At 66.5% G+C, this 23,493-nt stretch carries 26 protein-coding genes and 1 pseudogene; 15 read left to right on the plus strand and 12 right to left on the minus strand.

From position 1 onward, the window contains the following. The first annotated feature begins 10 nt into the window (after positions 1-10). The 4 genes from ACIP5Y_RS37010 (at position 11) to ACIP5Y_RS37025 (ending at position 3,375) form a co-directional block, all read left to right on the plus strand. Positions 11-1,939, plus strand: a complete 1,929-nt coding sequence (locus ACIP5Y_RS37010) for a primary-amine oxidase (protein ID WP_400357085.1) — start codon at positions 11-13, stop codon at positions 1,937-1,939. Positions 1,940-2,007: 68 nt separating this feature from the next. Continuing rightward, entirely contained in the window at positions 2,008-2,133 is a 126-nt protein-coding gene (locus tag ACIP5Y_RS37015) for a hypothetical protein (RefSeq protein ID WP_400357087.1), read from the plus strand. A 110-nt stretch (positions 2,134-2,243) separates the two neighbouring features. Next, a complete protein-coding gene (locus ACIP5Y_RS37020; protein ID WP_400357089.1) occupies positions 2,244-2,381 on the plus strand; it encodes a hypothetical protein in 138 nt (45 codons plus the stop codon). Between the two features lie 202 nt (positions 2,382-2,583). Then, positions 2,584-3,375 (plus strand): helix-turn-helix domain-containing protein, encoded by a 792-nt coding sequence (locus ACIP5Y_RS37025; protein WP_400357091.1) that lies wholly within the window; start codon positions 2,584-2,586, stop codon positions 3,373-3,375. A gap of 60 nt (positions 3,376-3,435) precedes the next feature. Here the strand turns inward: ACIP5Y_RS37025 and ACIP5Y_RS37030 are convergent, their stop codons facing one another. The 3 genes from ACIP5Y_RS37030 to ACIP5Y_RS37040 all read right to left on the minus strand — a co-directional run bounded on the left by ACIP5Y_RS37030 (position 3,436) and on the right by ACIP5Y_RS37040 (position 5,675). Beyond that, entirely contained in the window at positions 3,436-4,311 is an 876-nt protein-coding gene (locus ACIP5Y_RS37030; RefSeq protein ID WP_400357093.1) for a sigma-70 family RNA polymerase sigma factor, read from the minus strand. Positions 4,312-4,428: 117 nt separating this feature from the next. Continuing rightward, on the minus strand, positions 4,429-4,737 hold the full coding sequence (locus ACIP5Y_RS37035; RefSeq protein WP_400358039.1) for a putative quinol monooxygenase: 309 nt from the start codon (positions 4,735-4,737) through the stop codon (positions 4,429-4,431). 89 nt (positions 4,738-4,826) lie between these two features. Continuing rightward, positions 4,827-5,675: a helix-turn-helix transcriptional regulator gene (locus ACIP5Y_RS37040; RefSeq protein ID WP_400358040.1), complete on the minus strand. Its 849-nt coding sequence runs from the start codon at positions 5,673-5,675 to the stop codon at positions 4,827-4,829. A gap of 146 nt (positions 5,676-5,821) precedes the next feature. Here ACIP5Y_RS37040 and ACIP5Y_RS37045 point away from each other — a divergent pair, with 146 nt between their 5' ends. Further along, positions 5,822-6,592 (plus strand): alpha/beta fold hydrolase, encoded by a 771-nt coding sequence (locus ACIP5Y_RS37045; protein WP_400357095.1) that lies wholly within the window; start codon positions 5,822-5,824, stop codon positions 6,590-6,592. Between the two features lie 84 nt (positions 6,593-6,676). Here ACIP5Y_RS37045 and ACIP5Y_RS37050 read toward each other — a convergent pair. Together ACIP5Y_RS37050 and ACIP5Y_RS37055 are read right to left on the minus strand one after the other, a co-directional pair. Then, positions 6,677-7,066 (minus strand): annotated as a pseudogene (locus ACIP5Y_RS37050) (class I SAM-dependent methyltransferase); the annotation flags it as partial. 152 nt (positions 7,067-7,218) lie between these two features. Beyond that, positions 7,219-7,524, minus strand: a complete 306-nt coding sequence (locus ACIP5Y_RS37055) for a hypothetical protein (protein WP_400357097.1) — start codon at positions 7,522-7,524, stop codon at positions 7,219-7,221. Between the two features lie 736 nt (positions 7,525-8,260). On the opposite strand from ACIP5Y_RS37055, the gene ACIP5Y_RS37060 reads away from it, so the two are divergent. Next, complete coding sequence (locus tag ACIP5Y_RS37060) at positions 8,261-9,850, plus strand: ArnT family glycosyltransferase (RefSeq protein ID WP_400357099.1); 1,590 nt, start codon at positions 8,261-8,263, stop codon at positions 9,848-9,850. Here ACIP5Y_RS37060 and ACIP5Y_RS37065 read toward each other — a convergent pair. Next, a complete protein-coding gene (locus tag ACIP5Y_RS37065) occupies positions 9,844-10,488 on the minus strand; it encodes a hypothetical protein (RefSeq protein ID WP_400357100.1) in 645 nt (214 codons plus the stop codon). The two genes, ACIP5Y_RS37060 and ACIP5Y_RS37065, sit on opposite strands and share 7 nt — an antisense overlap. Positions 10,489-10,558: 70 nt before the next feature. On the opposite strand from ACIP5Y_RS37065, the gene ACIP5Y_RS37070 reads away from it, so the two are divergent. From ACIP5Y_RS37070 to ACIP5Y_RS37080, 3 genes are all read left to right on the plus strand, one after another. After that, positions 10,559-11,476, plus strand: coding sequence for a LysR family transcriptional regulator (locus ACIP5Y_RS37070; RefSeq protein WP_400357102.1), 918 nt, complete (start codon positions 10,559-10,561; stop codon positions 11,474-11,476). A 313-nt stretch (positions 11,477-11,789) separates the two neighbouring features. Beyond that, a complete protein-coding gene (locus ACIP5Y_RS37075; RefSeq protein ID WP_400358041.1) occupies positions 11,790-12,299 on the plus strand; it encodes a YbhB/YbcL family Raf kinase inhibitor-like protein in 510 nt (169 codons plus the stop codon). A gap of 81 nt (positions 12,300-12,380) precedes the next feature. After that, positions 12,381-13,493, plus strand: coding sequence for an ABC transporter substrate-binding protein (locus ACIP5Y_RS37080; protein WP_400357103.1), 1,113 nt, complete (start codon positions 12,381-12,383; stop codon positions 13,491-13,493). Between the two features lie 3 nt (positions 13,494-13,496). Here the strand turns inward: ACIP5Y_RS37080 and ACIP5Y_RS37085 are convergent, their stop codons facing one another. Next, positions 13,497-14,360 (minus strand): MerR family transcriptional regulator, encoded by an 864-nt coding sequence (locus ACIP5Y_RS37085; protein ID WP_400357104.1) that lies wholly within the window; start codon positions 14,358-14,360, stop codon positions 13,497-13,499. A gap of 127 nt (positions 14,361-14,487) precedes the next feature. On the opposite strand from ACIP5Y_RS37085, the gene ACIP5Y_RS37090 reads away from it, so the two are divergent. From ACIP5Y_RS37090 to ACIP5Y_RS37100, 3 genes are all read left to right on the plus strand, one after another. Next, positions 14,488-14,883 carry a hypothetical protein gene (locus ACIP5Y_RS37090; protein ID WP_400357105.1) on the plus strand — a complete coding sequence of 132 codons (396 nt, stop codon included), beginning with the start codon at positions 14,488-14,490 and terminating at the stop codon, positions 14,881-14,883. Positions 14,884-14,915: 32 nt separating this feature from the next. Then, the gene (locus ACIP5Y_RS37095; RefSeq protein ID WP_400357107.1) at positions 14,916-15,701 is read left to right on the plus strand and encodes an alpha/beta fold hydrolase; all 786 of its coding nucleotides are present in this window, start codon (positions 14,916-14,918) and stop codon (positions 15,699-15,701) included. A gap of 107 nt (positions 15,702-15,808) precedes the next feature. After that, positions 15,809-16,195 carry a hypothetical protein gene (locus tag ACIP5Y_RS37100; protein ID WP_400357109.1) on the plus strand — a complete coding sequence of 129 codons (387 nt, stop codon included), beginning with the start codon at positions 15,809-15,811 and terminating at the stop codon, positions 16,193-16,195. On the opposite strand, the gene ACIP5Y_RS37105 is transcribed toward ACIP5Y_RS37100, so the two are convergent. Then, on the minus strand, positions 16,170-17,018 hold the full coding sequence (locus ACIP5Y_RS37105) for a helix-turn-helix transcriptional regulator (RefSeq protein ID WP_400357110.1): 849 nt from the start codon (positions 17,016-17,018) through the stop codon (positions 16,170-16,172). The genes ACIP5Y_RS37100 and ACIP5Y_RS37105 overlap by 26 nt on opposite strands. Before the next feature lie 112 nt (positions 17,019-17,130). On the opposite strand from ACIP5Y_RS37105, the gene ACIP5Y_RS37110 reads away from it, so the two are divergent. After that, on the plus strand, positions 17,131-18,285 hold the full coding sequence (locus ACIP5Y_RS37110; RefSeq protein WP_400357112.1) for an MFS transporter: 1,155 nt from the start codon (positions 17,131-17,133) through the stop codon (positions 18,283-18,285). Between the two features lie 56 nt (positions 18,286-18,341). On the opposite strand, the gene ACIP5Y_RS37115 is transcribed toward ACIP5Y_RS37110, so the two are convergent. Beyond that, on the minus strand, positions 18,342-19,169 hold the full coding sequence (locus tag ACIP5Y_RS37115; protein WP_400357114.1) for a helix-turn-helix transcriptional regulator: 828 nt from the start codon (positions 19,167-19,169) through the stop codon (positions 18,342-18,344). A 117-nt stretch (positions 19,170-19,286) separates the two neighbouring features. Between ACIP5Y_RS37115 and ACIP5Y_RS37120 the strand changes: the two genes are divergently transcribed. Continuing rightward, positions 19,287-20,366, plus strand: a complete 1,080-nt coding sequence (locus ACIP5Y_RS37120; protein WP_400357116.1) for an aldo/keto reductase — start codon at positions 19,287-19,289, stop codon at positions 20,364-20,366. Positions 20,367-20,444: 78 nt separating this feature from the next. On the opposite strand, the gene ACIP5Y_RS37125 is transcribed toward ACIP5Y_RS37120, so the two are convergent. Next, entirely contained in the window at positions 20,445-20,807 is a 363-nt protein-coding gene (locus ACIP5Y_RS37125; RefSeq protein WP_400357118.1) for a hypothetical protein, read from the minus strand. Between the two features lie 373 nt (positions 20,808-21,180). Next, a complete protein-coding gene (locus ACIP5Y_RS37130; protein ID WP_400357120.1) occupies positions 21,181-21,570 on the minus strand; it encodes a VOC family protein in 390 nt (129 codons plus the stop codon). 275 nt (positions 21,571-21,845) lie between these two features. Between ACIP5Y_RS37130 and ACIP5Y_RS37135 the strand changes: the two genes are divergently transcribed. Next, on the plus strand, positions 21,846-22,127 hold the full coding sequence (locus tag ACIP5Y_RS37135; protein WP_397012780.1) for a hypothetical protein: 282 nt from the start codon (positions 21,846-21,848) through the stop codon (positions 22,125-22,127). A 14-nt stretch (positions 22,128-22,141) separates the two neighbouring features. Here ACIP5Y_RS37135 and ACIP5Y_RS37140 read toward each other — a convergent pair whose 3' ends face one another. Beyond that, positions 22,142-23,425: an APC family permease gene (locus tag ACIP5Y_RS37140; protein WP_400357123.1), complete on the minus strand. Its 1,284-nt coding sequence runs from the start codon at positions 23,423-23,425 to the stop codon at positions 22,142-22,144. Between the last annotated feature and the right edge of the window lie 68 nt (positions 23,426-23,493).

Consider the following 23,493-nt stretch of genomic DNA (forward strand, 5'->3'; position numbering starts at 1 on the left):
AGGATCGAAGTTGTCCACCTTCACCTCCGAGCGCGTCGATCATCCGCTCGCCATGGCCACCGCCGCCGAGATCGCCGAGGTACGCGCGATAGTCCATGCCGCGGGACTGGTTTCGACGGCAACACGTTTCGTCTATGTCGGCTTGGACGAGCCGGACAAGTACGCCGTCTACGACCCGTCCGTCCCGATCGAGCGGTGCTTCCGGGTACTGCTGCACGATGTCGATCGTCCGAATGCCCGCGATCTGGTGGTCTCGCTCGGGCGGCGGGCGGTGGTCTCGCAGCGGACGCTCGATGCCGCGCTGGACGGCCAGATGCCCGTGCTCGATGAGGAATTCGGGCTGGTCGAGCACCTGCTGTCGACCGATCCGCGCTGGCTCGAGGCGCTGGCCGCACGCGGTCTCGATCCGGCGAACGTGCGGGTCGCGCCGCTGTCGGCGGGCGTTTTCGATTACGACGGGGAGCAGGGCCGCCGGATTCTGCGCGGGCTGGCCTTCCATCAGGAGCATTCGAAGGATCACGCGTGGGCGCATCCCATCGATGGTCTCGTCGCCTTCGTCGACGTCATGACCCGGGAGGTATTGCGGGTCATCGACACCGGACCGGTTCCGGTGCCGCCCGAATCCGGCAACTTCGACGACCCAGCGTTCACCGGGCCACCGCGCTCTACACAACGGCCGATCGAGATCACCCAGCCGCAGGGACCGAGTTACACCGTCGACGGCAACCTCGTCGAGTGGGAGAAATGGTCGCTGCGCATCGGATTCGACGCCCGTGAAGGGCTGGTCCTCTACCAGCTGGGTTTTCGCGACGGCGACCGGCTGCGGCCGATCATCCACCGCGCCTCGATCGCGGAAATGGTTGTGCCGTACGCGGATCCGTCACCGGTACGCTCCTGGCAGAACTACTTCGACACCGGCGAATACCTGGTCGGCCGATGGGCCAACTCGCTCGAGCTCGGCTGCGACTGCGTCGGCGATATCACCTACTTCGACGCGGTGCTGGCGAGCGAGGACGGCAATCCGCGCACGATCCGCAATGCGGTGTGCATGCACGAGGAGGATTTCGGCGTGCTGTGGAAGCACACCGACCTGTGGACCGGATCGCGCGAGGTGCGCCGGCAACGACGGCTGGTGATCTCCTTCTTCACCACCATCGGCAACTACGACTACGGATTCTTCTGGTACCTCTACCTCGACGGGACAATCGAATTCGAGGCCAAGGCGACCGGAGTGGTGTTCACGTCGGCATATCCGGGACCGGGCCACCCCTACGCCTCCGAACTCGCGCCGGGCCTGGGCGCCCCGTACCACCAGCACCTGTTCAGCGCCCGGCTGGACATGATGATCGATGGTCACCGCAATCGGGTGGAAGAGGTCGAATCCCAGCGCGTGCCGATCGGCCCCGGCAACCCGCACGGCAACGCCTTCACCCTCCGCCGGACGGTGCTGGAACGGGAGTCGGAGGCACAACGCCTGGCGGACAACCGAATCGGCCGGACCTGGCAGATCACGAACCCCGACATAACCAACCGACTCGGCAACCCCGTCGGCTACGCCCTGCATCCGGAGGGCCGCGAACCCCTGCTCGCCGCCGACGAATCCTCGATCGCCCGCCGCGCCGGCTTCGCCACCAAACACCTATGGGTCACCCGATACGACCCCTCCGAACGCTACGCCGCAGGCGACTTCGTGAACCAGCACCCCGGCGGCGCAGGCCTCCCCACCTACGCCGCCGCCGACCGGCACCTGGACGGCGAAGACGTGGTCGTCTGGCACACCTTCGGACTGACACACTTCCCCAGACCGGAGGACTGGCCGATCATGCCCGTCGACTACACCGGCTTCACCCTGAAGCCCACAGGCTTCTTCGACCGAAACCCCACCCTCGACGTACCCCCCACCACCCCCACCCATTGCCCCCCAACCTGCGGCGCATAACACCACTCGCCGGGCGTCCGGCAGAATAAACATCAGCTCAACCCACATCGTCGAAGGTGGTGCTGGTGATGAAGCTCCCGAAAACCGCCCACACCGACCGCGCCTGGCGAATCCACGAGTTCACCGCCGACTTCCGGCTCGAGGACGTGTGGCCGTCCATGATCCGAACGATCGGGCGCGACTGGCAGCAATGAGCCGTCGATCACCGCGTAACCCCTGAAACTACTTTGTGGTTAGGATCGCGGGGGAGTCGGTTCGGGCCCTGCACGGAGGTGACACCATCAGCAACGTCTTCGATGTTCTCGTGATCGTCCTGATCGTTGTCGTCGTGCTTGCGCTGTGCTGGCTGATCCTGCGATCCGTGCGCGCGGGAGCGGTCCGGATCGATATCGAGCCCAAGCCCTCCGCGCCTGCAAAGGATTCCGCGAACGAAGGCGACTGAGCCTCAGCTGAAGGACCAGCCGATGAACGGTGGTGGAGTGGACTTGCGCGGGAGGTTCTCGCTGGATTCCACTGTCCCGGGCGGAGTATCGCGAGGTTTCGATGTCTTTCGGCGCGGGTGGCTGACGGAGGTCGGCGAGGGCTTTCCGCTGCCTACCTTCAGCTCGGCGACGACCGGTGATTTCCGGGTCAGGAGTCGCGTCGTGAAGGTGCGCGATGTGGCGGTCACCGATCTCGACAGTGCGTCCGATATTCGGACGGCAGGCACTCCGTACGGCTATGACGATCAGGTGCGGATCTACGTAGTGCGGCGCGGGACATGGACTTTGGGCGTCTCGCCCGACCGGAACGAATACAGCGTGTCGGCGGGGCAGTTTCTGCTGCGGCACGGGCGGCCTTTGCACTTCGGGGCGGGGCCGGACACCACGGTTCGGATTCTCACGCTGCCCTCGGTGATGCTCGAACCGCGGCTCAGAAATCGGAGCATCATCGGGTCCGGGGACTCGGCCGAGATGCGGCTGCTGATGGCTCATACGAATACCGTCCACGCCACCCTCGCCGACCTCGGTCCGGCCGGTGTGCACGCGGCCCGCGGCGCCATGGTCGAACTGGCCAAAGCAGTCGCGACGGGATGGTTCGACGATGCCGAGCCCGGGCTGCGGCCCGCACTCGCCCAAGCGGCGAAGGCCCTGGCCGACGGTCGACTCGCCGATCCCGCACTCTCCCCGGCGATGCTGGCCCGCGAACTCAATGTCTCGGTACGCACACTCCAACGAGCATTCACCGCGGCGGGGGAGTCGGTGACCAGCTATATCCGCGACCGCCGCCTGGAAGAAGCCCGGCTCGCCCTCGCCTCCGGCCGGCCGACTGCTACCGAACTCGCCGCGTACTGGCAATTCTCCGACAGCAGCCATTTCATCCGCGCCTTCAAAAAGCGCTACGGCCAGACACCCGGCGAGTACGCCCGTTCACTAGGGGCCGCCGGGAGCCGATAATGGACGACCGCACCGGTCTGTAGCGCAGATGTGCTATCCGCTCGGCGCGGTCGTTCATGTTCAGGCGGCTTCGAGGATCTCGATATCGAGCGCGGCGAGCTCCTCGGGGTCGGCGTGCAGGTCGATGGCGGTGACCTGCTCGTCGGCGACGGTGAAGGTGAACACCACCTTCGGGGTGCCGCCGATGGCCCACACGGCGCCGACCGCACCGTCGATGAGGGCGAGACGGGTGGCCTTGGCCCGGCCGGCGAAAGTCGTGGCGACGCCATCGCGGCCGGAAACCAGTGCCTCCGAACCCATTCGGATCCCCGCCGCATCGGCCCGGAAGACCGCGTCCGGGGCGAGCAGGGACAGCAGGGCCTGGAAGTCGCCGCTGCGTGAGGCGGTCAGAAAGGCATCGACCACCGCGCGCCGGCGACCGATATCGGCGGCGGGTGCGGCGGAGCCCTGCACGCGACGCCGGGCGCGGCTGGCCAATTGCCGGGCCGCGGCAGGCGTTTTGCCGAGGATCGGCCCGATCTCGTCGAACGGGATCGCGAACAGATCGTGCAGCACGAACGCCAGGCGTTCGGCGGGGGTGAGGGCGTCGAGCACGATCAGCAGCGCCAGCCCGATCGAATCGGCTTGCAGCGCTTCATGTTCGGGATCCGGGGCATGCGCCGGCGGCGCGGGGACGTGGTGGGCATCATCGGTGATGGGTTCCTCGCGGCGGACCTTGCGGGATTGCAGCATGTTCAGCGATACCCGTGCCACGACGGTGGTCAGCCAGGCGGCGAGGTTCTCCACCTCGCTCGAATCGGAGCGTTGCAGTCGCAGCCACGCCTCCTGCACGGCATCCTCGGCCTCGCTGGTGGAGCCGAGCAGGCGATAGGCGACGGTGCGCAGATGGGTGCGGTTGGCTTCGAACTGCTCCGCCAGCCAGGTGTGATCGGTCATGGTGTTCTCCATTGCTGTCGGTGCCGTTATCCGGTGTCACCTCCTCGACCGTGGGCGGCGTGAAAACGTGACAGCCCGTCACCCGGCGGCAGCAATCGAAACTGATCCGGCTCCTCGTTATCCCGAGGTTCGGCCATGAACGTGGACGGCTCGGCCGTAGAAACCTTCGGGTCGCTGAGCCAGGAGCGCGGGAACCTCGCTGGACGCCGCGACGACCGGCTCCGAACGGGTGGTCGCGTCATGCGCATCCTTGTCGACCCACAGCTGGGTCAGCCAAATCGTATCCGGATCGTCGAAGGCGGTATTGATGCTGAAATCGAGTAACCCGCCGTCCTCGCCACCGGCGCGTAATCCCTCGAGCAGCACCGCGATCAGCTCATCACGCCGACCCGGGAGCGCGGTCATTTTCCCGAAGACACTGAACATATTCTCGCTGGACACCTTCGCCCTTTCACGTGATCGATCCGCGTCCGAGCTTACTTCTGCCGCAAGGTCTTCGAGGGCCGCGCAGGCTCTTATCGGTGACTGCGGTGGGCGGTCTCCGGGCCGATGACCCGCAGGATTTCGAGAGCCTCGATGCTGTGGGATCCGGGCGGCGGCGTGAAGATGCGAAGACGCTGGTCGGCGGCTTCGGTCTGCAGGATCTCGAAGTCGAATTCGACGGGCCCGACGGCGGGATGCACGACACGCACGTGGTGGCTGCGGCGCATGGCGACCTCGTGCTCGTTCCAGAGCGTGGCGAACTCCGCGCTGGCCGCCTCGAGCCGTTCGATCAGATCCGTCGCGGGCCGATCGTAGCCGCGGTGTGTCGCGGCGGCGCGCAGGTCCGCCACGCGTACGCGGCTGAGGTGGTCGTGGTCCTCGGCGGGGTATGCCTCGCGCACTCGCGGGTTGGTGAACCAGCGCCATGCGATGTTCCGGTCCTGCTCCTCGAGCGTGCACACGCAGCCGAAAAGCGCCTCGGCCAAGGCATTCTGCGCGAGCAGGTCACCGAGGTCGGTGATGAGCTGGGCCGGGGTATCGCCGAGCCGGTCGAGCAGGTAGAGCAGCGCGGGGCGGACGTAATGTCCGGCGCGCGGTCCTTCGGGTGGGCGGTGGCCTGCCAGCAGGTAGAGGTGATCGCGTTCGTCCTCGGTCAGTCGCAGCGCCCGGGCGAGGGCGCCCAGCAACTGAGTCGACGGCTGGGAGCTGCGCGCCTGCTCGAGTCGCATCACGTAGTCCGCCGATACGCCGGCCAGCTGGGCCAGTTCCTCGCGGCGCAGGCCGGGCGTGCGGCGGCGAGGTCCGGCGTCCAGGCCGACCTCCCGAGGCCGGAGCCGTTCGCGGGAACGGCGGAGGAAGTCCGCCAGTTTGGCCCTGTCCATGGTCATGTCTTCTATCTTCGGCGGTCCGGCCGGGTCGCGCCGCGCCGGCTAGGAGTACCGATCCTAGGGAATCCGCTCCGCTCCTCATTGCCACCGGATGCTGGCAACGTCGCTGAGGCAAACAGTTCTACGAAGGGAGACAAGTCATGCGGGAGATCACAGTGGGCGCAGCGGTGGTGCCGTACCGGGTGCTGGGCGCGGGCCGGCCGCTGGTCCTGGTGCACGGCGGCAGCCGGGGATCACAGATCTGGGACCGCGTCGCCGAGGCGTTCGTGGACACCAGAACCGTTGTGTTACCGGATCTTTCGGGCAGCGATGCGGCGCGCGACGACGGCGGCGCGCTGACGGTCGAGCTGCTCGCCGAGCAGGTCGCCGCCGTGATCTCCGATCTCGGGCAGGGGCCCGCCGACGTGGTCGGACATTCCATGGGTGGCGCGGTCGTCGCCCGGCTCGCCGCGGTTCGGCCCGAGCTGGTCAGCCGCCTCGTGCTGGTCTCGGGCTGGACCGGGCAGGGCCGGCAACACCAACGCCAGGCCTTGTCGCTGTGGCGCGACCTCGCCGATGACGCCGACGCTTTCGCCCGATACACGATGCTGGTCGCCTTCAGCCCCGCGTACCTGGAATCCCTCGACCCCGCCGCCGTGGCCGAGCTCGCGACGTCCTACCGGCCCGAGGCCGGCAGACTCCGGCAGATAGCTCTCGCCAACAAACTCGACGTCCGCGACCTGCTACCGCGGATCCAGGCGCCGGCACTGGTGATCGGGTGCCCCGCTGATGTATTGGTCCCCGCGGAATACTCCCGCGAGGTGAGCGCCGACATCCCGGATGCCACCTACGCCGAAATCGATGCCGGACACATCGTGACGGCCGAGCAGCCGACCGAACTCGCGAAGCTGATCCGCGACTTCACCGGCTGAGCCCGGTTCACCGGCTTCGCTTTCTAGCCCGGCGACCCAGTCGGCGCGGTCGTCCATGACATTCCACAAACCAGCCAGGACGCCGCCGGGCGTGAGAACCCTTGCTATCTCGGGTCCCGCGACCGACATATCGAACCAGTGCAAGGCGTTTCCGGCGAGCACGGCATCGACCGACGCATCCGGTAGCGGTATCGCTTCGGCACTACCCGCCATGGCTCGGACCGCCGGCAGCGCGCGGCGCAGTTCGCTCAGCATCGCCGGATCCGGCTCGACGGCAACGACATCGGCGTGCAGCGCGACCAGTGTGCCGGTGAGCTTTCCGGTTCCGGCCCCGAGATCCACTATTCGCGGGCCGGGCGCGGATTCCAGTGCCCAGCGGACGGCGGCCGGCGCGTAGTCCGGGCGGTGCTGGGCGTAGGCGGTCGCGGCTGTGCCGAAGGACAGGGCATGACGTTGCCGCACATCCTGTTTCATGTGGTCAGCTTATGGGTGATGCGGCCGAGCAGCCGGCGAACCAGGATGCGGTGTGCGCATCGTCGCAATGACGCACATCACCGTGCGCGTCGCCCCGGCGGGACTTCCGCCCGGGGCGATGCGAGCGGTAGCCGATCGCGGATGCGCTGTCCTTAAGAGGTGGCGATACCGCAGGCCTGGATGGTGTCGAGCAGCTGCTGGTGCTGCTGGCCCTGGAAGAGCTGGTAACCGGGCACCTTGGCCCCCATCATCGCGTCGAAGCCGGACGCGATCTGCTCGGGGGTGGTGTAGTCCGGGTGCTGGGTCTTGATGGTGTCGACGATGTTCTGCGTGGTGTTGCAGGTGTCGTCGGGGGAGGTGTTCTGCCCGGGGACGGGGATCTGCGGGTCCGCATGCGCCACAGCGGGCGCGAACAGCAGGAACGGGACGGTCAGGGAGGCGAGTACTGCGGCTTTCACGCGGCGCAGCCTAGCATTTCGCGCACGCGGGGGAAGGCCGGGTAATGCGGTGACCAGCGGTGACCTGCCGATCCCGCAATACAAGTTCGCCGGCGCGTTACCGCAGCGGCACGCGGGCGACACCTGCCGTTCGTACGGCGGGTAGCCGGTCGGCAACCAGCCCGGCCGGTCGAGCCGGATGCTGATATTTGAATGGTTCAAATAAGCCGATTTGCGATCGATGACCGATACGCCGACCGATATATGACCCTGGTCGTCCATCCGCGACACGAGATAATCTCGATGATTTTTTACCTATTCATGGCGGTGGAATAACCGGTCACGAGGTAATCGCCATGAGTGTGCTACATCGAGTCCTTCATGACACCGGTTTTGGTGGCTTGTTAATCGTTCCGTGCTTGTGCGATCAGTCGAGTTCGCTGAAAGTTGCCTGTTCAGGGGCTCATCCTGTGCATTTCCACTGAAATCCATATTTGATAGCGGCGCAATTAACCGGCGGGTCACATCACAGTCATCTCGAATTTACAGCAAACGGCTATCGACGCTTTCAGCATTGCATTTGCGGACCCTTCTGATACAACCTATCGTTTCACATCGAGCAATCCGAGCAGGACCGCGAGCGCTTGCGCTCATCAAGTTCGCTGCCGGGGAGGAATCGGTTCAACAGCGAACAGATCCGACGCCACCAGCACAAGTGGCGTCGAGCGAATCTGTCGGGAAGTTTTGGGGGCAGTTCATGACCGCGGTCATTGCGATTCGCACTGAGCCGGAAAATACGACGGAGACCCATCCCGCGTTCGCATTTCGTGGTGTCGCGCTCATCGCGTCGATCGCCGCGATCGCGCTCACGGTGACGGCGGCTCGCTACGACTACTTCGGCGATGAGCTCTACTTCCTCTCCGCCGGCCGGCGACTCGACTACACCTTCGCCGACCAGGGCGTGGTGGTGCCGCTGTTCGCCCGGATCGCGGACCTCCTCGCACCGGGATCGCTGACGGCGCTACGGTTCCCGGCCGTCATGATGGCGGCCGGCGCGATCGTGGTGGCCGGGCTGATCGCCTACGAACTCCGCGGCAGCCGCCGCGCGCAGCTGCTCGCCGCGGGCACCTACGCGACGTCCAGCCTGATCGCGACCCAGGTTCAGTTGAGCACCTTCGCCTTCGACGCCACGCTCACCGCCGTGATCACCTGGCTGTTCACCCGCTGGGTGCGTACCCGGCAGGACTGGTTGCTGATTGTGGCGGGACTGGTTGCGGCCCTGGATATGCAGGTGAAGTGGATGATCCCGCTGGTCTGGGGGTGCCTCGGCCTGGCCGTGATCCTGTGCGGCCCACGGGAAATCCTGCGTCGACCGGCGCTCTGGGTGTCGACCGGCATCCTGGCCCTGTCCTTGGTCCCGATCCTCTACTGGCAGTCGCAGCACAACTGGCCGCAGCTGGCCATGGGCTCGATCATCGGCGCCGAGCAGGACGCCACCGGCTTCGGCCCGGCCGGATTCATTCCGCAGTGGCTCGGCCTGGCCAGCTTCCTGGGTGGCCTGATGATCCTGATCGCGTTCTGGGCCGCGTTCAAGCAGGAAGCGTTGCGCCCGTACCGTTTCCTGCCGATCGCACTGGTGCTCATGACCGTGTTCGTCATGGTCACGCACGGCCGGCCGTACTATCCGACGGGCTTCTTCCCCGCCATGTTCGCCCTGGGCGCCGTCGCCTTCTGGCAGTACTACCGGAATCGGTGGCTGAATGTGCTGACGATGCTGGCCGCCGCGGGTTCGGCGGTGGTATTCGTCGCCGGGCTCACCGTCCTGCCGCTGCCCGACAGCTGGCGCACCCCGACCCACGACGCCCTCGACCTCGGCTTGCAGTCCGCGGTTTTCGGCACCACCAACTGGTCACACCTGGTTTCGGCCGTCGACGAGGGCTACAACACGCTGACGCCGGAGGAGAAGGCGCACTCCGCCATCGTCGCCCAAGGCTATTGGCAGGCAGGCGCCGTCGAGCAGTTCGGCGGTCGCTACCACCTGCCGGCCACCTACAGCCCGAGCCGCGGCTTCGGATTCTTCGGCCCGCCACCGGATTCCGCGACCACGATCGTCTACGTCGGCCTGGACACCGCCGAGCCCGACCTGCGCACCCATTTCGACGAGGTCGAGCGCGTCGCCCAACTCGACGATCCCAAGGGCACCCCTGGCATCGACCGCATGGTCGCCGTCTGGAAATGCCAAGGGCCGAAACAGCCTTGGTCCACCATGTGGGACTCCATGACCACGCTCTACTTCGACCTGGGCCTCTGGCACGACCCCCGCGCGACTTCCCGCCCCACTCACTGAGCGGACTGGACCGGGCCACGGTCGGTCGCGCGCGAGATGCCGGACAGGAAGTTCGCGATCGCGCCGGTGACGGCCCGGTCGCCGGGAATGATGTGTCCGCCCGCATGCTCGAGCACCAGCGGGTCGACGAAGCGATCGGCCAGTACTCGCGAATCCGGCAGGGGCACGATCGTATCCGCGCGGCCCATCACGTGCACCGACGGAATCGTCAACGGTCGCCGGAACAGGTCCGCATGCCGCGGCTCGGTGCTGGTGAAGCCGCCGACCATGATGGCGAAGTCGAACGGCATACGGATATCACTGTTTTCGCACACCGCGGCGAGCAGACCGGTGAGCGCGGCGCCCTGACTGAACCCGAAGACTCCGTCGAATCGAGGGCCGCGCCGCAGCAACTCGACAGCCCAGTCGCGGGTGCTCTCCCACCCCCGGAATCCGAGGTGCCACCAGCCGAAATCGCCCCGCGCCAGCGACGGCGCGTCCACGAACACCGATTCGGTGCTCGCACCGATCGCGGCCGTCAGTGGCGCCAGCTGCCTGCGCAGTATCGAGCCGCTCCCGTGGTAGCCGTGTAAGCACAGCATTCGGAGTTTGCGCGTTGTGCCATCCCCTGCCGGAGTGAATTCCGGGTCGATGTTCATATCCAAAGCCTGCGACGGCCGGAGTCATATGTCCAACAGATAGAAGTTCTCGAACCTATAATCTGCGTGCATGTCAGTGTCGCTGCGCCAGCTCGAATACTTCGTCACGGTGGTCGACGAAGGCTCGTTCACCACCGCCGCCGCCAAACTGCACGTGAGCCAGCCGGGTCTGTCCCACCAGATCCAAGCCCTCGAACGAATGCTCGGCGGGCCGCTGCTCGAGCGCCTGCCCCGCGGTGTGCGGCTCACCCCCGCCGGGCGTACCGCACTACCTCATGCCCGCGCCAGCCTGGCGCATGCCGAACGCGCGGCCAGCGCCGCGCAACGCGCCTCCGGCGTCGATGCCGGCGAACTCCACGTCGGCACGCTGTATTCGATCAGCGTCGGCGTACTTCCCGCCGCGCTGCGCGCCTGGCGCCGCACCTACCCCGACGTCCAGGTCAGACTGGTCGAATTCCGGCACACCAACGACCTCATCGCGGCCATGGATGCCGGGCGCGCCGACGTCGCGGTCGGACCGACCCCACCCGACTGGGACGGTCCCGTCCGCGAGATCGGCGCCGAACAATTCGTGCTCGCCGCCGCCCCCGAGGCCGCGCTGCCCGGCACCGCCACCAGCGCACCCCTCGCCGAGCTGGCCGACCACGACTGGGTGCACTTCACCCAGCCCAGCGGCCTGGCCGAGATACTCGACTCCGCCTGTGCTCGTGCGGGTTTCACTCCGCGCGCCGCCGTCCGCACCGAACAGGCTCCCTCGGCGCTGAACCTGGCCCGCTCCGGTCTCGGCGTCACCCTGCTGCCCGGCAATTGTGTGCCCGCCGCCTTCGACGGCACGCTCCGGCACCCCGACCCGCCGGTGCAGCGCATGCTCTCCGTCTACACCCGGGTGCGACCCGATCCGATCACCGCGGCCTTCGTCGATGCCATCTGTCACCACTGGATGGCGACGCCGGGCCATGTGAGCGCACTACTGAAACCGGGCCCCTGACTCGGTATGCATGAAACTTATGGAGACCAGACTTACTATTTGTTGGACTTGTCGATGGGGTCCGCGCAGCATTTCGTACACAGCCGCTCACTCGGAGCGGACAACGAAATCCCTTGCACCGGAGGCATCGACAATGACTCACAAGTTCGTGACGTATGCGCTCGCCGCGGGCGTCGTGGTAGCTCTCGGCGCCATGACCGGCTGCTCGTCGACCAACTCCAGCGATAGCGCCGCCACGTCGGCAACCAGTCGCGCGGTAGTCCCCGTAGGGAACGACCAGCCCGCGCAGGGCGGCCCCTCCCCGTATCAGTACCTGCCCAAGGTGCCGTCGTTCACCGTCACCAGCCGAACCGTCCACGACGGTTCGCCATTGCCCACCGCGCAATGGTCCGGGGTGCTCAAAGTGCCTGGTGGACAGGATATCTCGCCACAACTGTCCTGGTCCGGATTCCCCGCGCAAACCAAGAGTTTCGTAGTGTCGATGTACGACCCTCAGGCGCCGACCGGCAGCGGGTTCTGGCACTGGATCGTCACCGACATCCCCGCCGGCACCACGTCACTGCCCGAAGGCGCCGGCGTTCCCGACAGTAAGACGCTGGGGGCCGGGGCATTTCAACTCGCCGACGACGCGGGAGCGGCCCGCTACATCGGCGCGGCGCCACCGGCCGGCTCGGGCGTACACAACTACTACATCACCGTCACCGCGCTCGACGTCGACAAATCCGGCGTCACAGCAACATCCAGCGGAGCCCTGCTCGGCTTCACCATCGGCGGCCACACCCTCGCCCGCGCCACCATGATCTTGCCGACCGCCGCGAGCTGAACCGCCGAGGCGTGCGGCCCGGCGGCAGCCGTTCGCCTGGTTCACCGATGAGCCGAATTGTCATATGGGAGAGTCCGACTCATGAATACGCCACCATCCGCACCGGGAGCGGAGCAGGCTTGCGGATCGTCCGTCCGGATCGGCGCGCTCGTGCCGTTGACCCGGCCCGGCTGGGTCGAGGCCGGACAACACTTGCTCGCCGGACTCGAGCTGGGCGTTCGCGAAGTCAATGATGCCGGCGGGATTCTCGGCAGACCACTCGAGCTGGTGGTTCGAGATACCGCGGCCGATCCGGGCAAGGCCGCGGCGGCCGTGGATGAATTGGCTGGGCTGGGCGTGGCCGCCTTGGCCGGGGAGTATCACAGCGTCGTCGCCCGCGCCGCCGCCGCGCGGGCCGACGCGCTCGGACTGCCGTTCCTCTGCTCGTCGGCGGTTCTCGACGCACTGACGGAACAGCCGACGGAATGGGTTGCGCGCCTGGCCCCGGCGCAGTCCCGCGGCTGGCGGGTCTATGCGGACTTCCTGCTGGGCGCGGGCCACAAGCGAATCGCCGTGGCAGCGCAGTCGAGCGTCTACTGGGCATCCGGAGCCCGCGTGCTGCGGGACTACCTCGGTCCGCGCGGCGGTACCGTCGTCGAACTCGACATGAGCGTGCTCGCCCCTGCGGCCGTATGCGACGAACTTGTCGCGAATCGCGCGACGGCCCTGCTGCTTTTGGTCGGCTGCCCGGAGCCGGCAGTGTCGATCGTCAAGGCAGTTCGCGGCGACCGACGCCTGACCGAAATCCTGATCGGTGCACCGGCCGGGCAACCGGAATTCGCCGAGTGGGCGACATTGCTGGGTGACGACGGCGCTGCGATCCCGTTCCTGCGCTACCTACCCGAGCGGCTCGGCGCACTCGGTGAGCGAGTCGAGAAGGCGCTGCGCGAACAGCTGGATGCAGCGCCGTCTTTCGTCGCCTTCGAGGGCTATGACACAGTTGCCGTTCTCGCCGATCTACTGCGTTCCCAGGGTGCGGACGGAGCGAGCATTGCCGAATCCTGGCCGCACGTCGCGGTGGAAGGCACGCGCGGACAGATCAGGTTCTCCCGCATGCCAGGCGTCAGCGTCTGGCAATGGGCGTGGCCACCGATCCGAGTCGTCGACCGAGATCCAGCGGACATCAATCGCTTTCGGATCCTGCACGCTGGCTGACGGCTAATTCACCTCCGCGCGTGACGCCGTGGCCCGGTGCGCGTTCGTGGCGCCGGTAAGGAAGATCGGCCAGCCGATCTCCGTGCACCACTGCGTGGCATCCGGAGTGTCGCGCTGACTGACCAGGTAGTACTCGCGAATCGGTCCGGGGACGCCCAGCGCATGACGAGTGACATGCGCGGCGAGGGTCCCGTACGTGCGGTCGACATCCGCAAGGGATCCGGAATGCGTGATGACAGCGAGTTCGGCTGCGGGAATGTCGATCCCGTGCACCCGGCCCACGGATCGAACGACCCCGGTGCACGGGACGAAGATCGTCGACTCGCCGCGATGGTCGGTGAACACCTCATCGGAGTAGATCCCGCCCGCCGGACCCGTCGGCGTGAGCTGCTGAGCGGTCAAGGTGGCATACAGCTCGCCGAGCGCGCCCAGCATCCAAGCCGCGCCATCGGCGGCGTCGACGATATCGGTGATCGCAGCCGCCGAAGTGGCAGGCACGGCCCGCAATTCGACGGCCGAATCGGCCGGGCCACTGTGGGTCAGCAGATCCCGCAGCTGGTCGACGGCATTCTGCGTGCGCCCGAGCTGTTCCTGTAACCGGTCCAGATGCGCCACGATCCGCGCGTTGCGGGCAGTGGGATCCGCGGTGGCCAGCACGGCCTGAATCTCCTCGAGCGGCATGTCGAGATCACGGAACCGCCGCACCACCTGCGCGACACCCAGTTGCTCGGTGGCGTACCTGCGGTAGCCGGTATGCGGATCGACATCGGCCGGAGCGAGCAGTCCGATCTGGTGATAGTGCCGCAAGGTCTTGACGGTCAGATGGGTGGCGCGGGAGAAGTCACCGATGGACATGTACGCGATCATGACGTCCATTGTGGAGTCTCCCGCTAGGGGAGAGTTTGCCCGAGGATCCGGCTTGACCGTCCCGCCATGGCAGCACCGATCGTAATTCCAGCGGCCCACCCGGGGCCCACGGAAGGACATCACCGCCATGACGACCACCGCCACATCCCTCGACCTCACCCTCGTCGACCGCTACACCGCGCTCTGGAACGAGCCGGACGCCGAACTGCGCCGCCGGGCCATCGCGGAGCTGTGGACCGCCGACGGCGTGGAATACGTCGAGGGCGCACGATTCACCGGCCACGACGAGCTCGACACCCGAGTTGCCGAGGCGTACAACGCATTCGTCGCCGACGGCCGCTACCGCGCAGCCAATGCCGCCGACGCCCACCGCCACGACGACCTCCTCACCTTCACCATTCAGCTGATCGGTGTCGAGACCGGCGAAATTGCCTGGGCCGCACGCATATTCCTGCTCCTCGACGCCGAGGACAAGATCCGCGAGGACTACCAGCTCACAGTCCAGCCGCTCGACGCCCAGTAACCACACCCCTTCCCCAGAATCAGGAAATCCCAATGCCGTACTTCTCCACGCCCGACGGAACCGAACTCTTCTACCGCGACTACGGCACCGGCACCCCCGTCGTCTTCGTGCACAGCATGCTGATGTCCAGCGATATGTGGCAACACCAGATGCTGCACCTGACCGAACACGGCCACCGCGCCATCGCCTACGATCGCCGCGGCCACGGCCGATCCGACGACCCCGGCGCCGGCTACGAATTCGACACCCTCGCAGACGATCTCGCCGCACTCCTGACCCGCCTCGACCTGACCGGCGTCACCCTGGTCGGCCACTCGATGGGCGGCGGCGAAGTAATCCGCTACCTGACCCGCCACGGTAGCGAACGCATCGGTCGCATAGCCCTCGTCGGCGCCACGGCTCCCCATCTCAACGCCACCCCCGAGATCGTGACCGGCCTCCTGAACCAATTCCGCACCGACTACGCCCAATGGGTCACCGACAACGCCGCCCTCTCCTTCGGCGACGGCCCCATCCCCCAACTCGAGAAGGAGGCAACCATCCGCGACTGGATGCGTGTATCCCTCCATGCCGCAATCGAATGCAGCCGAATCAACCTCGCAGCCGACTTCCGCACCGAGGCGACCCGGATCACCGTCCCGACGCTGATCCTCCACGGCGACCACGACGCCTTCGCCCCTCTCCAAACCTGTGGACAACACTCCGCCAACCTGATCCCCGACAGCAAACTCTTCGTCTACAAAAATGCCTCCCACATGCTCCACCTCTCCCATCGCACCCACCTCAACCGAGACCTCCAAGAGCTCGCGCAGTCCTAGCGCGCAACTTCCTCGATTCGCCACTGCCCGGCGCAACGACACCATTGACCGAAGTCATTCCTCGCAGGGAATCGCCGCCCGGAATCTCGGGCGTCAAAGTTGAAACCATGAACGAGCCAAACATCCTGCGCTACACCAGGATCGAGACAATGCCCGACGGCGGTTCGAAGTTCGCCGACGACAGCGCCTCCCTCACGGTCCGCCCCGTAGCAGTCGGCATGGCCCCCATGGCAACCGGTGAATTACCTTCCGCCCAAACAGTATTCGTCCGCAGCGGCGAATTCGACAGCACGCCGCACCCGGCCCCGGCCCGCCAGTGGGTGGTGATGATCCGTGGAACGATCGAGGTGACCACCACCGCAGGGGAGAAACGAGTCTTCGGTCCAGGAGATCTACTGCTGGTCTCCGACACCGAAGGCCTCGGCCACAGCACCCTCGCATTGGGGTCCTCACCCTTCGAAGCCCTCTTCATCCCGGCCCCCGCCGACGTCTGATCCGGTACTGGGCGTTCGCGACCAGGGCGGTGAGGCGGTCCGCGGTTTCGGGGTCGGCGGCGGTGCGTACGAGGAAGTGGAGGCTGGGGTCGTCGGCCGCGATGAGTTTGGACTGTTCCAAGGTCAGGGGGCCTGCTGTCGGATGGTGCAGGATGCGCAGCGTGGGGGTGAAGCCGGCGATGTCGTGGCGGTCCCACCACGTGCCGAAGGGTTCGAAGGGGCGGAGGGCGTCGACGATTTCGGTGAATCGGTGGTCGCCGGGGTGGCGGTCGGCTTCGGCACGGAATTCGGCGAGGATGCGGCGGGCGTGGGTTTCCCAGTCCTGCAGCATGGTTCGGATGGGTTGCCAGGCGAAATAGAGTTCGAGGGTGTTGGCGTGGGCGTCGCCGGTGTCGAAGAGGGCGCGTTCGGCGCGATTGCGGGCGAGGATGTCGCCGTGGCAATCGCGCAGGCTCGCGGGGGAGGGGTCGAATGCGTCCAGTACCGCGCGCAGGCGTGCGCTCACCACCGGAGGATCGGAGATGGGAGCTTCGCTCGGGGAACCTGCGAGGCGTAATAGATGCCGGTGCTCGAGCTGGTCCAGTCGCAGGGTGCGGGCCAGCGCTTCGAGCACTTGCCGTGAGACGTTGATGTCGCGGCCCTGCTCGAGCCAGGTGTACCAGGACAGGCTGACTCCGGACAGTTGCGCGACTTCTTCCCGGCGCAACCCCGGCGTGCGACGGCGCGGTGAACCCGGCAGCAGGAAGGATGCCGGATCGAGCCGCTCGCGGCGGGATCGTACAAAGGCGCCCAGGGTGCGGCGCCGGTCGTGCTCGAGAGTCATGGCCGACCAACCGTAGCAGGGCATTCGATGTCAACCGTCGTGCCTGGTGGTGGATTTACCAGGATGATCGGTGGCCTGGCTGATCCTCCCGCTGGGAACCGAGAGTGGGACGGTGACGATCACCCGAACACTTCAAGCCCCCACGTCGCCGCCGCAGGCGCTGCTCGCAGCCTCCTATTTCGCGAATGTCGACCGCTTCGCGGTGGCACCGCTACTGGTGGTGATTGCGGCTGCGATGCACGCGCCGCTATCGGATGTCGCATTGGCGGCGAGCGGCTACGCCTTCGCCTATGGCGGTTCGCAAGTGGTGTGGGGGCTGCTGTCCGACCGTCTGGGCCGATTGCCGGTGCTGCGCATCGCACTGGTGGGTGCGGGGCTGAGTGGGCTGGCATCGACGGTGGCCCCGACCTTGACCGTATTGATCGCGCTGCGCATCCTCACCGGCGCCTTCGTCGGAGCGATCGTGCCGGCCTCGATCGGCTACGTCGGCGACTCGGTCGCGCCGCGCGAGCGGCAGCGAGCGCTGTCGGACCTGATGGCCGCCACCGGCTCCGCAACAGCGACAGCCACCCTGATCGCGGGTGTGGTCGCCCAATTCTCCAGTTGGCGTGTAGTTTTCGCGATCCCCGCGATCGCCTTGGGGTTACTGCTGCTCACCCTGCGCGGCCTGCCCGATCCGGCGCGGGAATCCGGCGGCACCCACTACCGCGATCTACTGCACAGCCGATGGTTGCTGCTCGTACTGCTGCTGGGCTTCGTGGAGGGTGGCCTCCTGCTCGGCGGCGCGACCTACCTGGCGCCCGCGCTGCAGCACGACGGCATGGGACTCACCGCAGCGGGCGCGCTGGCGGCGACCTACGGCATCGGCGTCCTGAGCGGAACGCGGATCGTGAAGCCACTCTCGATGCGCCTGCCCGCATGGGCGCTGCTGGCCATCGGCGGCACACTGCTGGTCGGCGGATTCGCGGTAATGGCTTTGTGGCAGACCGCAATCGCGCTGACCCTGTCGGCCGTAGTCCTCGGTAGCGCCTACTCTTTCATGCATTCCACCCTGCAGACCTGGTCGACGTCGGTGCTGCCGCGAGCACGCGGAACCGTAGTCGCGCTCTTCACCGCAGCCCTGTTCGGCGGCAGCGCAGTCTCCACGGCAGTGGTCGCGCCGCTGGCGGGCGACGGCCGCTTCGGAACCATGTTCGCGCTGGCGGCGATGCTCGGCGTACCGCTCACGCTGGCGGCCGCAATCGGGCGCGCGCGATGGAAAGAGTGACAGCGACTACGCCAGTGAGGTTTTCGCTGTTCGGGATCGCGGGGGAGCGGCTCCCGCTATGGGCGCAATCGATCCAATGCCGACCGGCTCGCATCGTCTGCGGGGCGGTAGATCACCAACTGCTGGTCCGGATCCTGCAGCGGCATCAGTACTTCGAAATGCACGGCGATTTCGCCGACATCAGGGTGTTGCATTACCTTGCGGCCGCGGCCGTTGACCTTGACGTCACGTTCGGACCATAGTCGCGCGAATTCCTGGTCATGCGTGAGACATTCGGCGATCAGGTCGGAGAGGGCCCGATCCTGGGGATGTGCGGCCCATGCGGTGCGCAGGTGGGCGACTCCCTCTCGGACGACGCGGTCGCGGTCGGCGTAGAACTCGCGCATCGGCGGGTGGATCAGGCACAGCCACATCGCATTGCGCCGCGAGGGTGGCAGCGTGTCGAAATCCGGGAGTAGCCGGGCCATTTCATCGTTCCAGGCCAGAATGTCGTAGCGGTGGTTCATCAGCATGGCCGGCAGCGGCGACAGGTCGGCGACCAACCCGGCGAGCGGCGGCGGCGCACTGGTGGCGGGAGTGTCGGCATCGACGGGCCGCTGCCAGGCCAGGTCGAAGAGGTAGGCGCGTTCGTCGGGTGCCAGGCGTAGCGCGCGAGCCAGCGCCTCCACCACGTCGGCGGAAGGTCGTAGCCCGCGGCCCTGTTCCAGTCGCACGATGTAGTCGATGCTGACCCCGGCCAGTTCGGCGACCTCCTCGCGGCGCAATCCGGGGGTCCGGCGGGCTTGCCGGCGTGCGGGCAGGCCGAAATCGTCCGGATCCAGCCGTTCACGCCGGGTTCGCAGGAAGGCGGCCAGCTCCTGTGTCGTGTCCACGGTGCGGGTCATGTTCGATCCAACCGCGAGGGTAGGACCGGGCTTCCCAGGAAGTTCTTTCCCTTATCCGCGGCGCGCGGCGATCGCAGACTCGTTTCCGGCAATCGATCACGTCCACAGGAGGAAACGATGTCGCTCACCCTCGATACCTACCGGCTGCTGGGCCGCTCCGGGCTGCGGGTTTCGCCGCTGGCGCTGGGCGCGGCGACGTTCGGCACCGAATGGGGCTGGGGCGCCGAGCCCGACGAGGCGCGCAAGCTGTTCGACGTCTATGTCGAACGCGGCGGCAACTTCATCGACACCGCCGGTACCTACACCGACGGCACCTCCGAGCGCCTGCTCGGGGAGTTCACCCGAGATAATCGTGAAAGCCTGGTGCTGGCAACGAAATACACAACACTGCGCAGGCCTGGCGATCCGAATTCCGGCGGTCCGCAGCGCAAGAACCTGTTCGCCTCGGTGGAAAACAGTCTGCGGCAACTGAATACGGACTACATCGATCTGCTCTACCTGCACGTGTGGGATTTCACGACGCCGGTCGAGGAGATCCTGCGCGGCATGGATGATCTGGTCCGGCAGGGCAAGGTTCTGTACGTGGCGATCTCCAACACCCCGGCCTGGCAGGTATCGCGCATGCAGACGATCGCGGACCTGCGCGGCTGGTCGCCGCTGGTCGCGCTGCAGATCGAATACAGCCTGATCGAGCGCACCGGAGAACGGGATCTCATCCCCATGGCCCGCGAGTTGGGGTTGGGCGTGCTCCCGTATTCGCCGCTGGCAGGTGGAGTGCTCACCGGCAAATACAGCCGCGCCGACCTGACCACGACGAACGCCGCATCCGGCGACGGCACACGCAAGAGCCTCACCATCGCCAATGGCACGCTCTCCGAACGCAACTTCGCCATCGTCGACGTCGTGACCGAGGTCGCCGAAGAGCTGGGCCACACACCCGCTCGAGTCGGCCTGGCGTGGGCCTTGCAGCGACCGGGCGTGACGGCGCCGATCATCGGCGCCCGCACACCGGCGCAACTGGAAGATAATCTCGGCGCCTTGGAAATCGACCTCACTGCCGCGCAGCTGTCCCGCCTCGACGAAGCCAGTGCGATCGAACTCGATTACCCGCATGCCTTTCTCGCCGGCGACTTCGCCCGCACCCTGACCCGCGGCGAGATGAACCTCGACACCGGCGGTCGTTTCACCGCTCGTTGAACAATGCGGAAGACATCGGCGGTGCCGCTCGGATCTCAGCCATGGCAGAGATCCGAGCGGCCCGTGCTGCCAACCTCACTACGGGTTATAGATCTCCACGAAGGCGTTGGTGGCGATGGCGACGACGCCGGGACCCATCCCGGTGCACGCCGCCGTCGTGCGCTGACCCGAGGGTGTGAACGGGTAGCTCAGGACCTTGTACTGCCCGATGGAGTAGAGCGGGAACGGCCCACTGGCGTAGAACCCGACGCAGTCGAGATGCAGGACATAGTTGCTGCCACCGTCGGGTTGGCAGACGGCCGAGGCGTCGAACAGCCCCTTGCTGACGGCACAGTCCTGCGGTGCGGCTTGCGCGGTCCCCGCTCCCGCAATGGCCGCGAGGCCGAAGCCGGAAATGGCAACGGCGGCAATCTGCGCGGTGACGCTCGACGACCTTCTCATTCGAACCCCTTCATCGTGAGTGGTGCATTCGGTCGAAACGCTCATTTAGGACAAAACGGTAGTTATGCCGACCTAACCCTAGAAACTGAAGCACACCGAGGGCTATCGATCGGCTGCCCCTTGTTGCTGTGGGTTGACACCCGCCGTGTCGAATGGCAAACCTCCGGCTCGATCACGGCAACCGGCCCGCGTGGTCAGCCGAGGAACTGCTCGAGCTCAGCGGTCACGAACTGGGGATTCTCCTCGAAGGGTTGCGCTCCCATGTGCACGCCGACCGATGAATTCGGCCGGCCGTAAGGCGCGGTTCACCGATCCTGACGGGAACTCGGTGTTCGTCATCGAGATCGCGGAATGAGGCATTCGCCGCAATCGTCTACTTCTCGGGCAGCGGTTCGAGTCGGCGTCGGAGCAGGCAGAATTCGTTCCCTTCCGGGTCGGCCAGCACATGCCACGACGCGTCATCGGGCTGTCCGACATCGACTTTCCGCGCGCCGGCGGCGAGCAGCCGTTCCAGTTCCGCATCTTGATCGCGGTCGTCGGCGTTCACATCGAAGTGCAGCGGCAGCGTCCCGCGCTTCGGGTCGGTGCTGGGACTGAACACCAGGGTGGGCTGCGGACCGCCGAAGCCGACCTCGGGCGGCCCGATCTCCAAAGCGTCGTGCTCCCAGCCGAGTTCGACATAACCGAGGACTTCGCACCAGAAGTCGGCCAGCCGCTGCGGGTCGGCGCAGTTGATGACCAGTTCACTTATCCGGCAAGACATGCATGCGACACTACGCATGGAAGGCCGTATCACACAGCCATTTTCGCTCTCACTGACGCGATTCGGCGTAGGCCTCGAGCGCTCGCAGGGTCTCCGGGATCCCCTTGAGCGTAATACTGTCTGGGACAATCCAACGGTACAAGGCAATCGGCGAGTCCCGCAATCCCGAATTACCGCTGTGACAGGCCGGGGGATTCGTTTCGCGATTCTCACTTTTCGGAAAAACAGCTGATCAGCGCAACATTGATCGGCATTCAGGACTACGGTTGGCTGCTATGGCAACCAGGGACATTGTGGTCACTGTCGACGAGTACGAGTGGCTCGTCCTCGAGGACGCGGCCGAGTGTGCGGGGATGAGTGTGCAGGCTTATGCCTCATGGGTGGTACGGCTGGCGGCGATGCAGTCCAGATCGGGCGTATCGCGACGGCGTGCGACTCTTGCCTCGAAGTCGGCGCGCCGCGCGATCGACACTGCCGAGCAGTCGGAATCGGTCGCCTGGGCGGAGACCTTCAGTGAACGACTATCGCATCGAGTCGAGCGCTTCCGCGAAGACTGACGCATAGCTGTATTTCATTGCCGCACGGGCTGATCGGTCCTGAAGGTGCGGCGCACTACGTAGACGACGGCACCGAATGCGATCACCATTGTGCCGGTGAGCACGGATGCCCGCGGCAGGGTGAATGCCAGTGCCAGGCAGCCGATCAATCCGATAATGGGGATGGCTCGGGGTGGCCGGTGCTCGGCGGGGGTGAGAGTCCATGCGGCGGCGTTGGCGATCGCGTAGTAGAGCAGGACTCCGAAAGAAGAGAAACCGATCGCGGCGCGCAGATCCGTTGTGGCGGCGGCGATTGCCACCAGCACGCCTACTGCGATCTCGGCGCGATGCGGGATGTCGAATCGTGGATGCACCGCGGCGAGTACCGCAGGCAGATGCCGATCTCGTGCCATGGCGAGCGTGGTGCGTGAGACGCCGAGGACCAGCGCCAGCAGCGATCCCAATGCCGCTACCGCCGCGCCGATTCGAACGACCGGCGCCAGCCATCCGTGACCGGAGGCCCCAACCAGCTCCGACAGCGGGGCGGCAGCTGTACCGAGTCGCTGTGGTCCCAGCACCAGCAGGGCAGCCACCGCGACGGTCGCGTAGACGGCCAGTGTGATGCCCAGCGCCAACGGGACAGCGCGCGGGATCGTGCGCGCGGGATCCCGTACTTCTTCCCCGAGTGTCGCGATCCGCGCATATCCGGCGAACGCGAAAAACAGCAGCCCCGCTGCCTGCAGCACGCCGGTGACAGTGATGTCGCCACCGATCTCGAGCCGTGCCGAATCGACCTGTCCACTGGTGAACGCTGCCGTGACCACCGCCGCCAGCACCGCCAGGACGACCACCACGATCACCCGGGTCAGCCACGCGGACTTCTGAATTCCGCCGTAGTTCACCACCGTCAGAGCTGTCACCGCCGCGACCGCGACCGCATGCGTATGCCCCGGCCAGATGTATGTGCCGACCGTCAGGGCCATCGCCGCACAGGACGCGCTCTTTCCGGCGATGAAACTCCAGCCGGCCAGATAACCCCAGAACTCGCCGAGCCGCTCACGGCCATAGACATACGTGCCACCGGACGCCGGATAGCGGGCGGCCAGCCGCGCGGACGACGTTGCGTTGCAGTAGGCGATGACCCCCGCGACCACCAGTCCCACCAGCAACCCCGACCCCGCCGCCCGCGCGGCCGGACCGAGCGAGGCGAAGATCCCCGCCCCGATCATCGCGCCGAGCCCGACCACGACCGCATCTCCGGTGCCGAGACGTCGATTCAACTGATCGGCGATCGGACCGGACGCCGTATTGTTTGCCACCGCATAGCTTCTCACGTCAGCGACGGCGTGACCCTATCCGCTGAACCCGCTCGCTTCCACCGATGCGG

The organism is Nocardia sp. NPDC088792 (assembly GCF_044750615.1).
Lineage (GTDB): Bacteria > Actinomycetota > Actinomycetes > Mycobacteriales > Mycobacteriaceae > Nocardia.

What these genes read in the sequence shown, in the direction of transcription:
- ACIP5Y_RS37015 (WP_400357087.1), top strand. Translation starts at nt 2,008, where the DNA reads ATGAAGCTCCCGAAAACCGCCCACACCGACCGCGCCTGGCGAATCCAC.
- ACIP5Y_RS37030 (WP_400357093.1), bottom strand. Translation starts at nt 4,311, where the DNA reads ATGACCGATCACACCTGGCTGGCGGAGCAGTTCGAAGCCAACCGCACC.
- ACIP5Y_RS37035 (WP_400358039.1), bottom strand. Translation starts at nt 4,737, where the DNA reads ATGTTCAGTGTCTTCGGGAAAATGACCGCGCTCCCGGGTCGGCGTGAT.
- ACIP5Y_RS37040 (WP_400358040.1), bottom strand. Translation starts at nt 5,675, where the DNA reads ATGGACAGGGCCAAACTGGCGGACTTCCTCCGCCGTTCCCGCGAACGG.
- ACIP5Y_RS37045 (WP_400357095.1), top strand. Translation starts at nt 5,822, where the DNA reads ATGCGGGAGATCACAGTGGGCGCAGCGGTGGTGCCGTACCGGGTGCTG.
- ACIP5Y_RS37060 (WP_400357099.1), top strand. Translation starts at nt 8,261, where the DNA reads ATGACCGCGGTCATTGCGATTCGCACTGAGCCGGAAAATACGACGGAG.
- ACIP5Y_RS37065 (WP_400357100.1), bottom strand. Translation starts at nt 10,488, where the DNA reads ATGAACATCGACCCGGAATTCACTCCGGCAGGGGATGGCACAACGCGC.
- ACIP5Y_RS37070 (WP_400357102.1), top strand. Translation starts at nt 10,559, where the DNA reads ATGTCAGTGTCGCTGCGCCAGCTCGAATACTTCGTCACGGTGGTCGAC.
- ACIP5Y_RS37080 (WP_400357103.1), top strand. Translation starts at nt 12,381, where the DNA reads ATGAATACGCCACCATCCGCACCGGGAGCGGAGCAGGCTTGCGGATCG.
- ACIP5Y_RS37085 (WP_400357104.1), bottom strand. Translation starts at nt 14,360, where the DNA reads ATGATCGCGTACATGTCCATCGGTGACTTCTCCCGCGCCACCCATCTG.
- ACIP5Y_RS37090 (WP_400357105.1), top strand. Translation starts at nt 14,488, where the DNA reads ATGACGACCACCGCCACATCCCTCGACCTCACCCTCGTCGACCGCTAC.
- ACIP5Y_RS37095 (WP_400357107.1), top strand. Translation starts at nt 14,916, where the DNA reads ATGCCGTACTTCTCCACGCCCGACGGAACCGAACTCTTCTACCGCGAC.
- ACIP5Y_RS37100 (WP_400357109.1), top strand. Translation starts at nt 15,809, where the DNA reads ATGAACGAGCCAAACATCCTGCGCTACACCAGGATCGAGACAATGCCC.
- ACIP5Y_RS37105 (WP_400357110.1), bottom strand. Translation starts at nt 17,018, where the DNA reads ATGACTCTCGAGCACGACCGGCGCCGCACCCTGGGCGCCTTTGTACGA.
- ACIP5Y_RS37115 (WP_400357114.1), bottom strand. Translation starts at nt 19,169, where the DNA reads ATGACCCGCACCGTGGACACGACACAGGAGCTGGCCGCCTTCCTGCGA.
- ACIP5Y_RS37120 (WP_400357116.1), top strand. Translation starts at nt 19,287, where the DNA reads ATGTCGCTCACCCTCGATACCTACCGGCTGCTGGGCCGCTCCGGGCTG.
- ACIP5Y_RS37125 (WP_400357118.1), bottom strand. Translation starts at nt 20,807, where the DNA reads ATGAGAAGGTCGTCGAGCGTCACCGCGCAGATTGCCGCCGTTGCCATT.
- ACIP5Y_RS37130 (WP_400357120.1), bottom strand. Translation starts at nt 21,570, where the DNA reads ATGTCTTGCCGGATAAGTGAACTGGTCATCAACTGCGCCGACCCGCAG.
- ACIP5Y_RS37135 (WP_397012780.1), top strand. Translation starts at nt 21,846, where the DNA reads ATGGCAACCAGGGACATTGTGGTCACTGTCGACGAGTACGAGTGGCTC.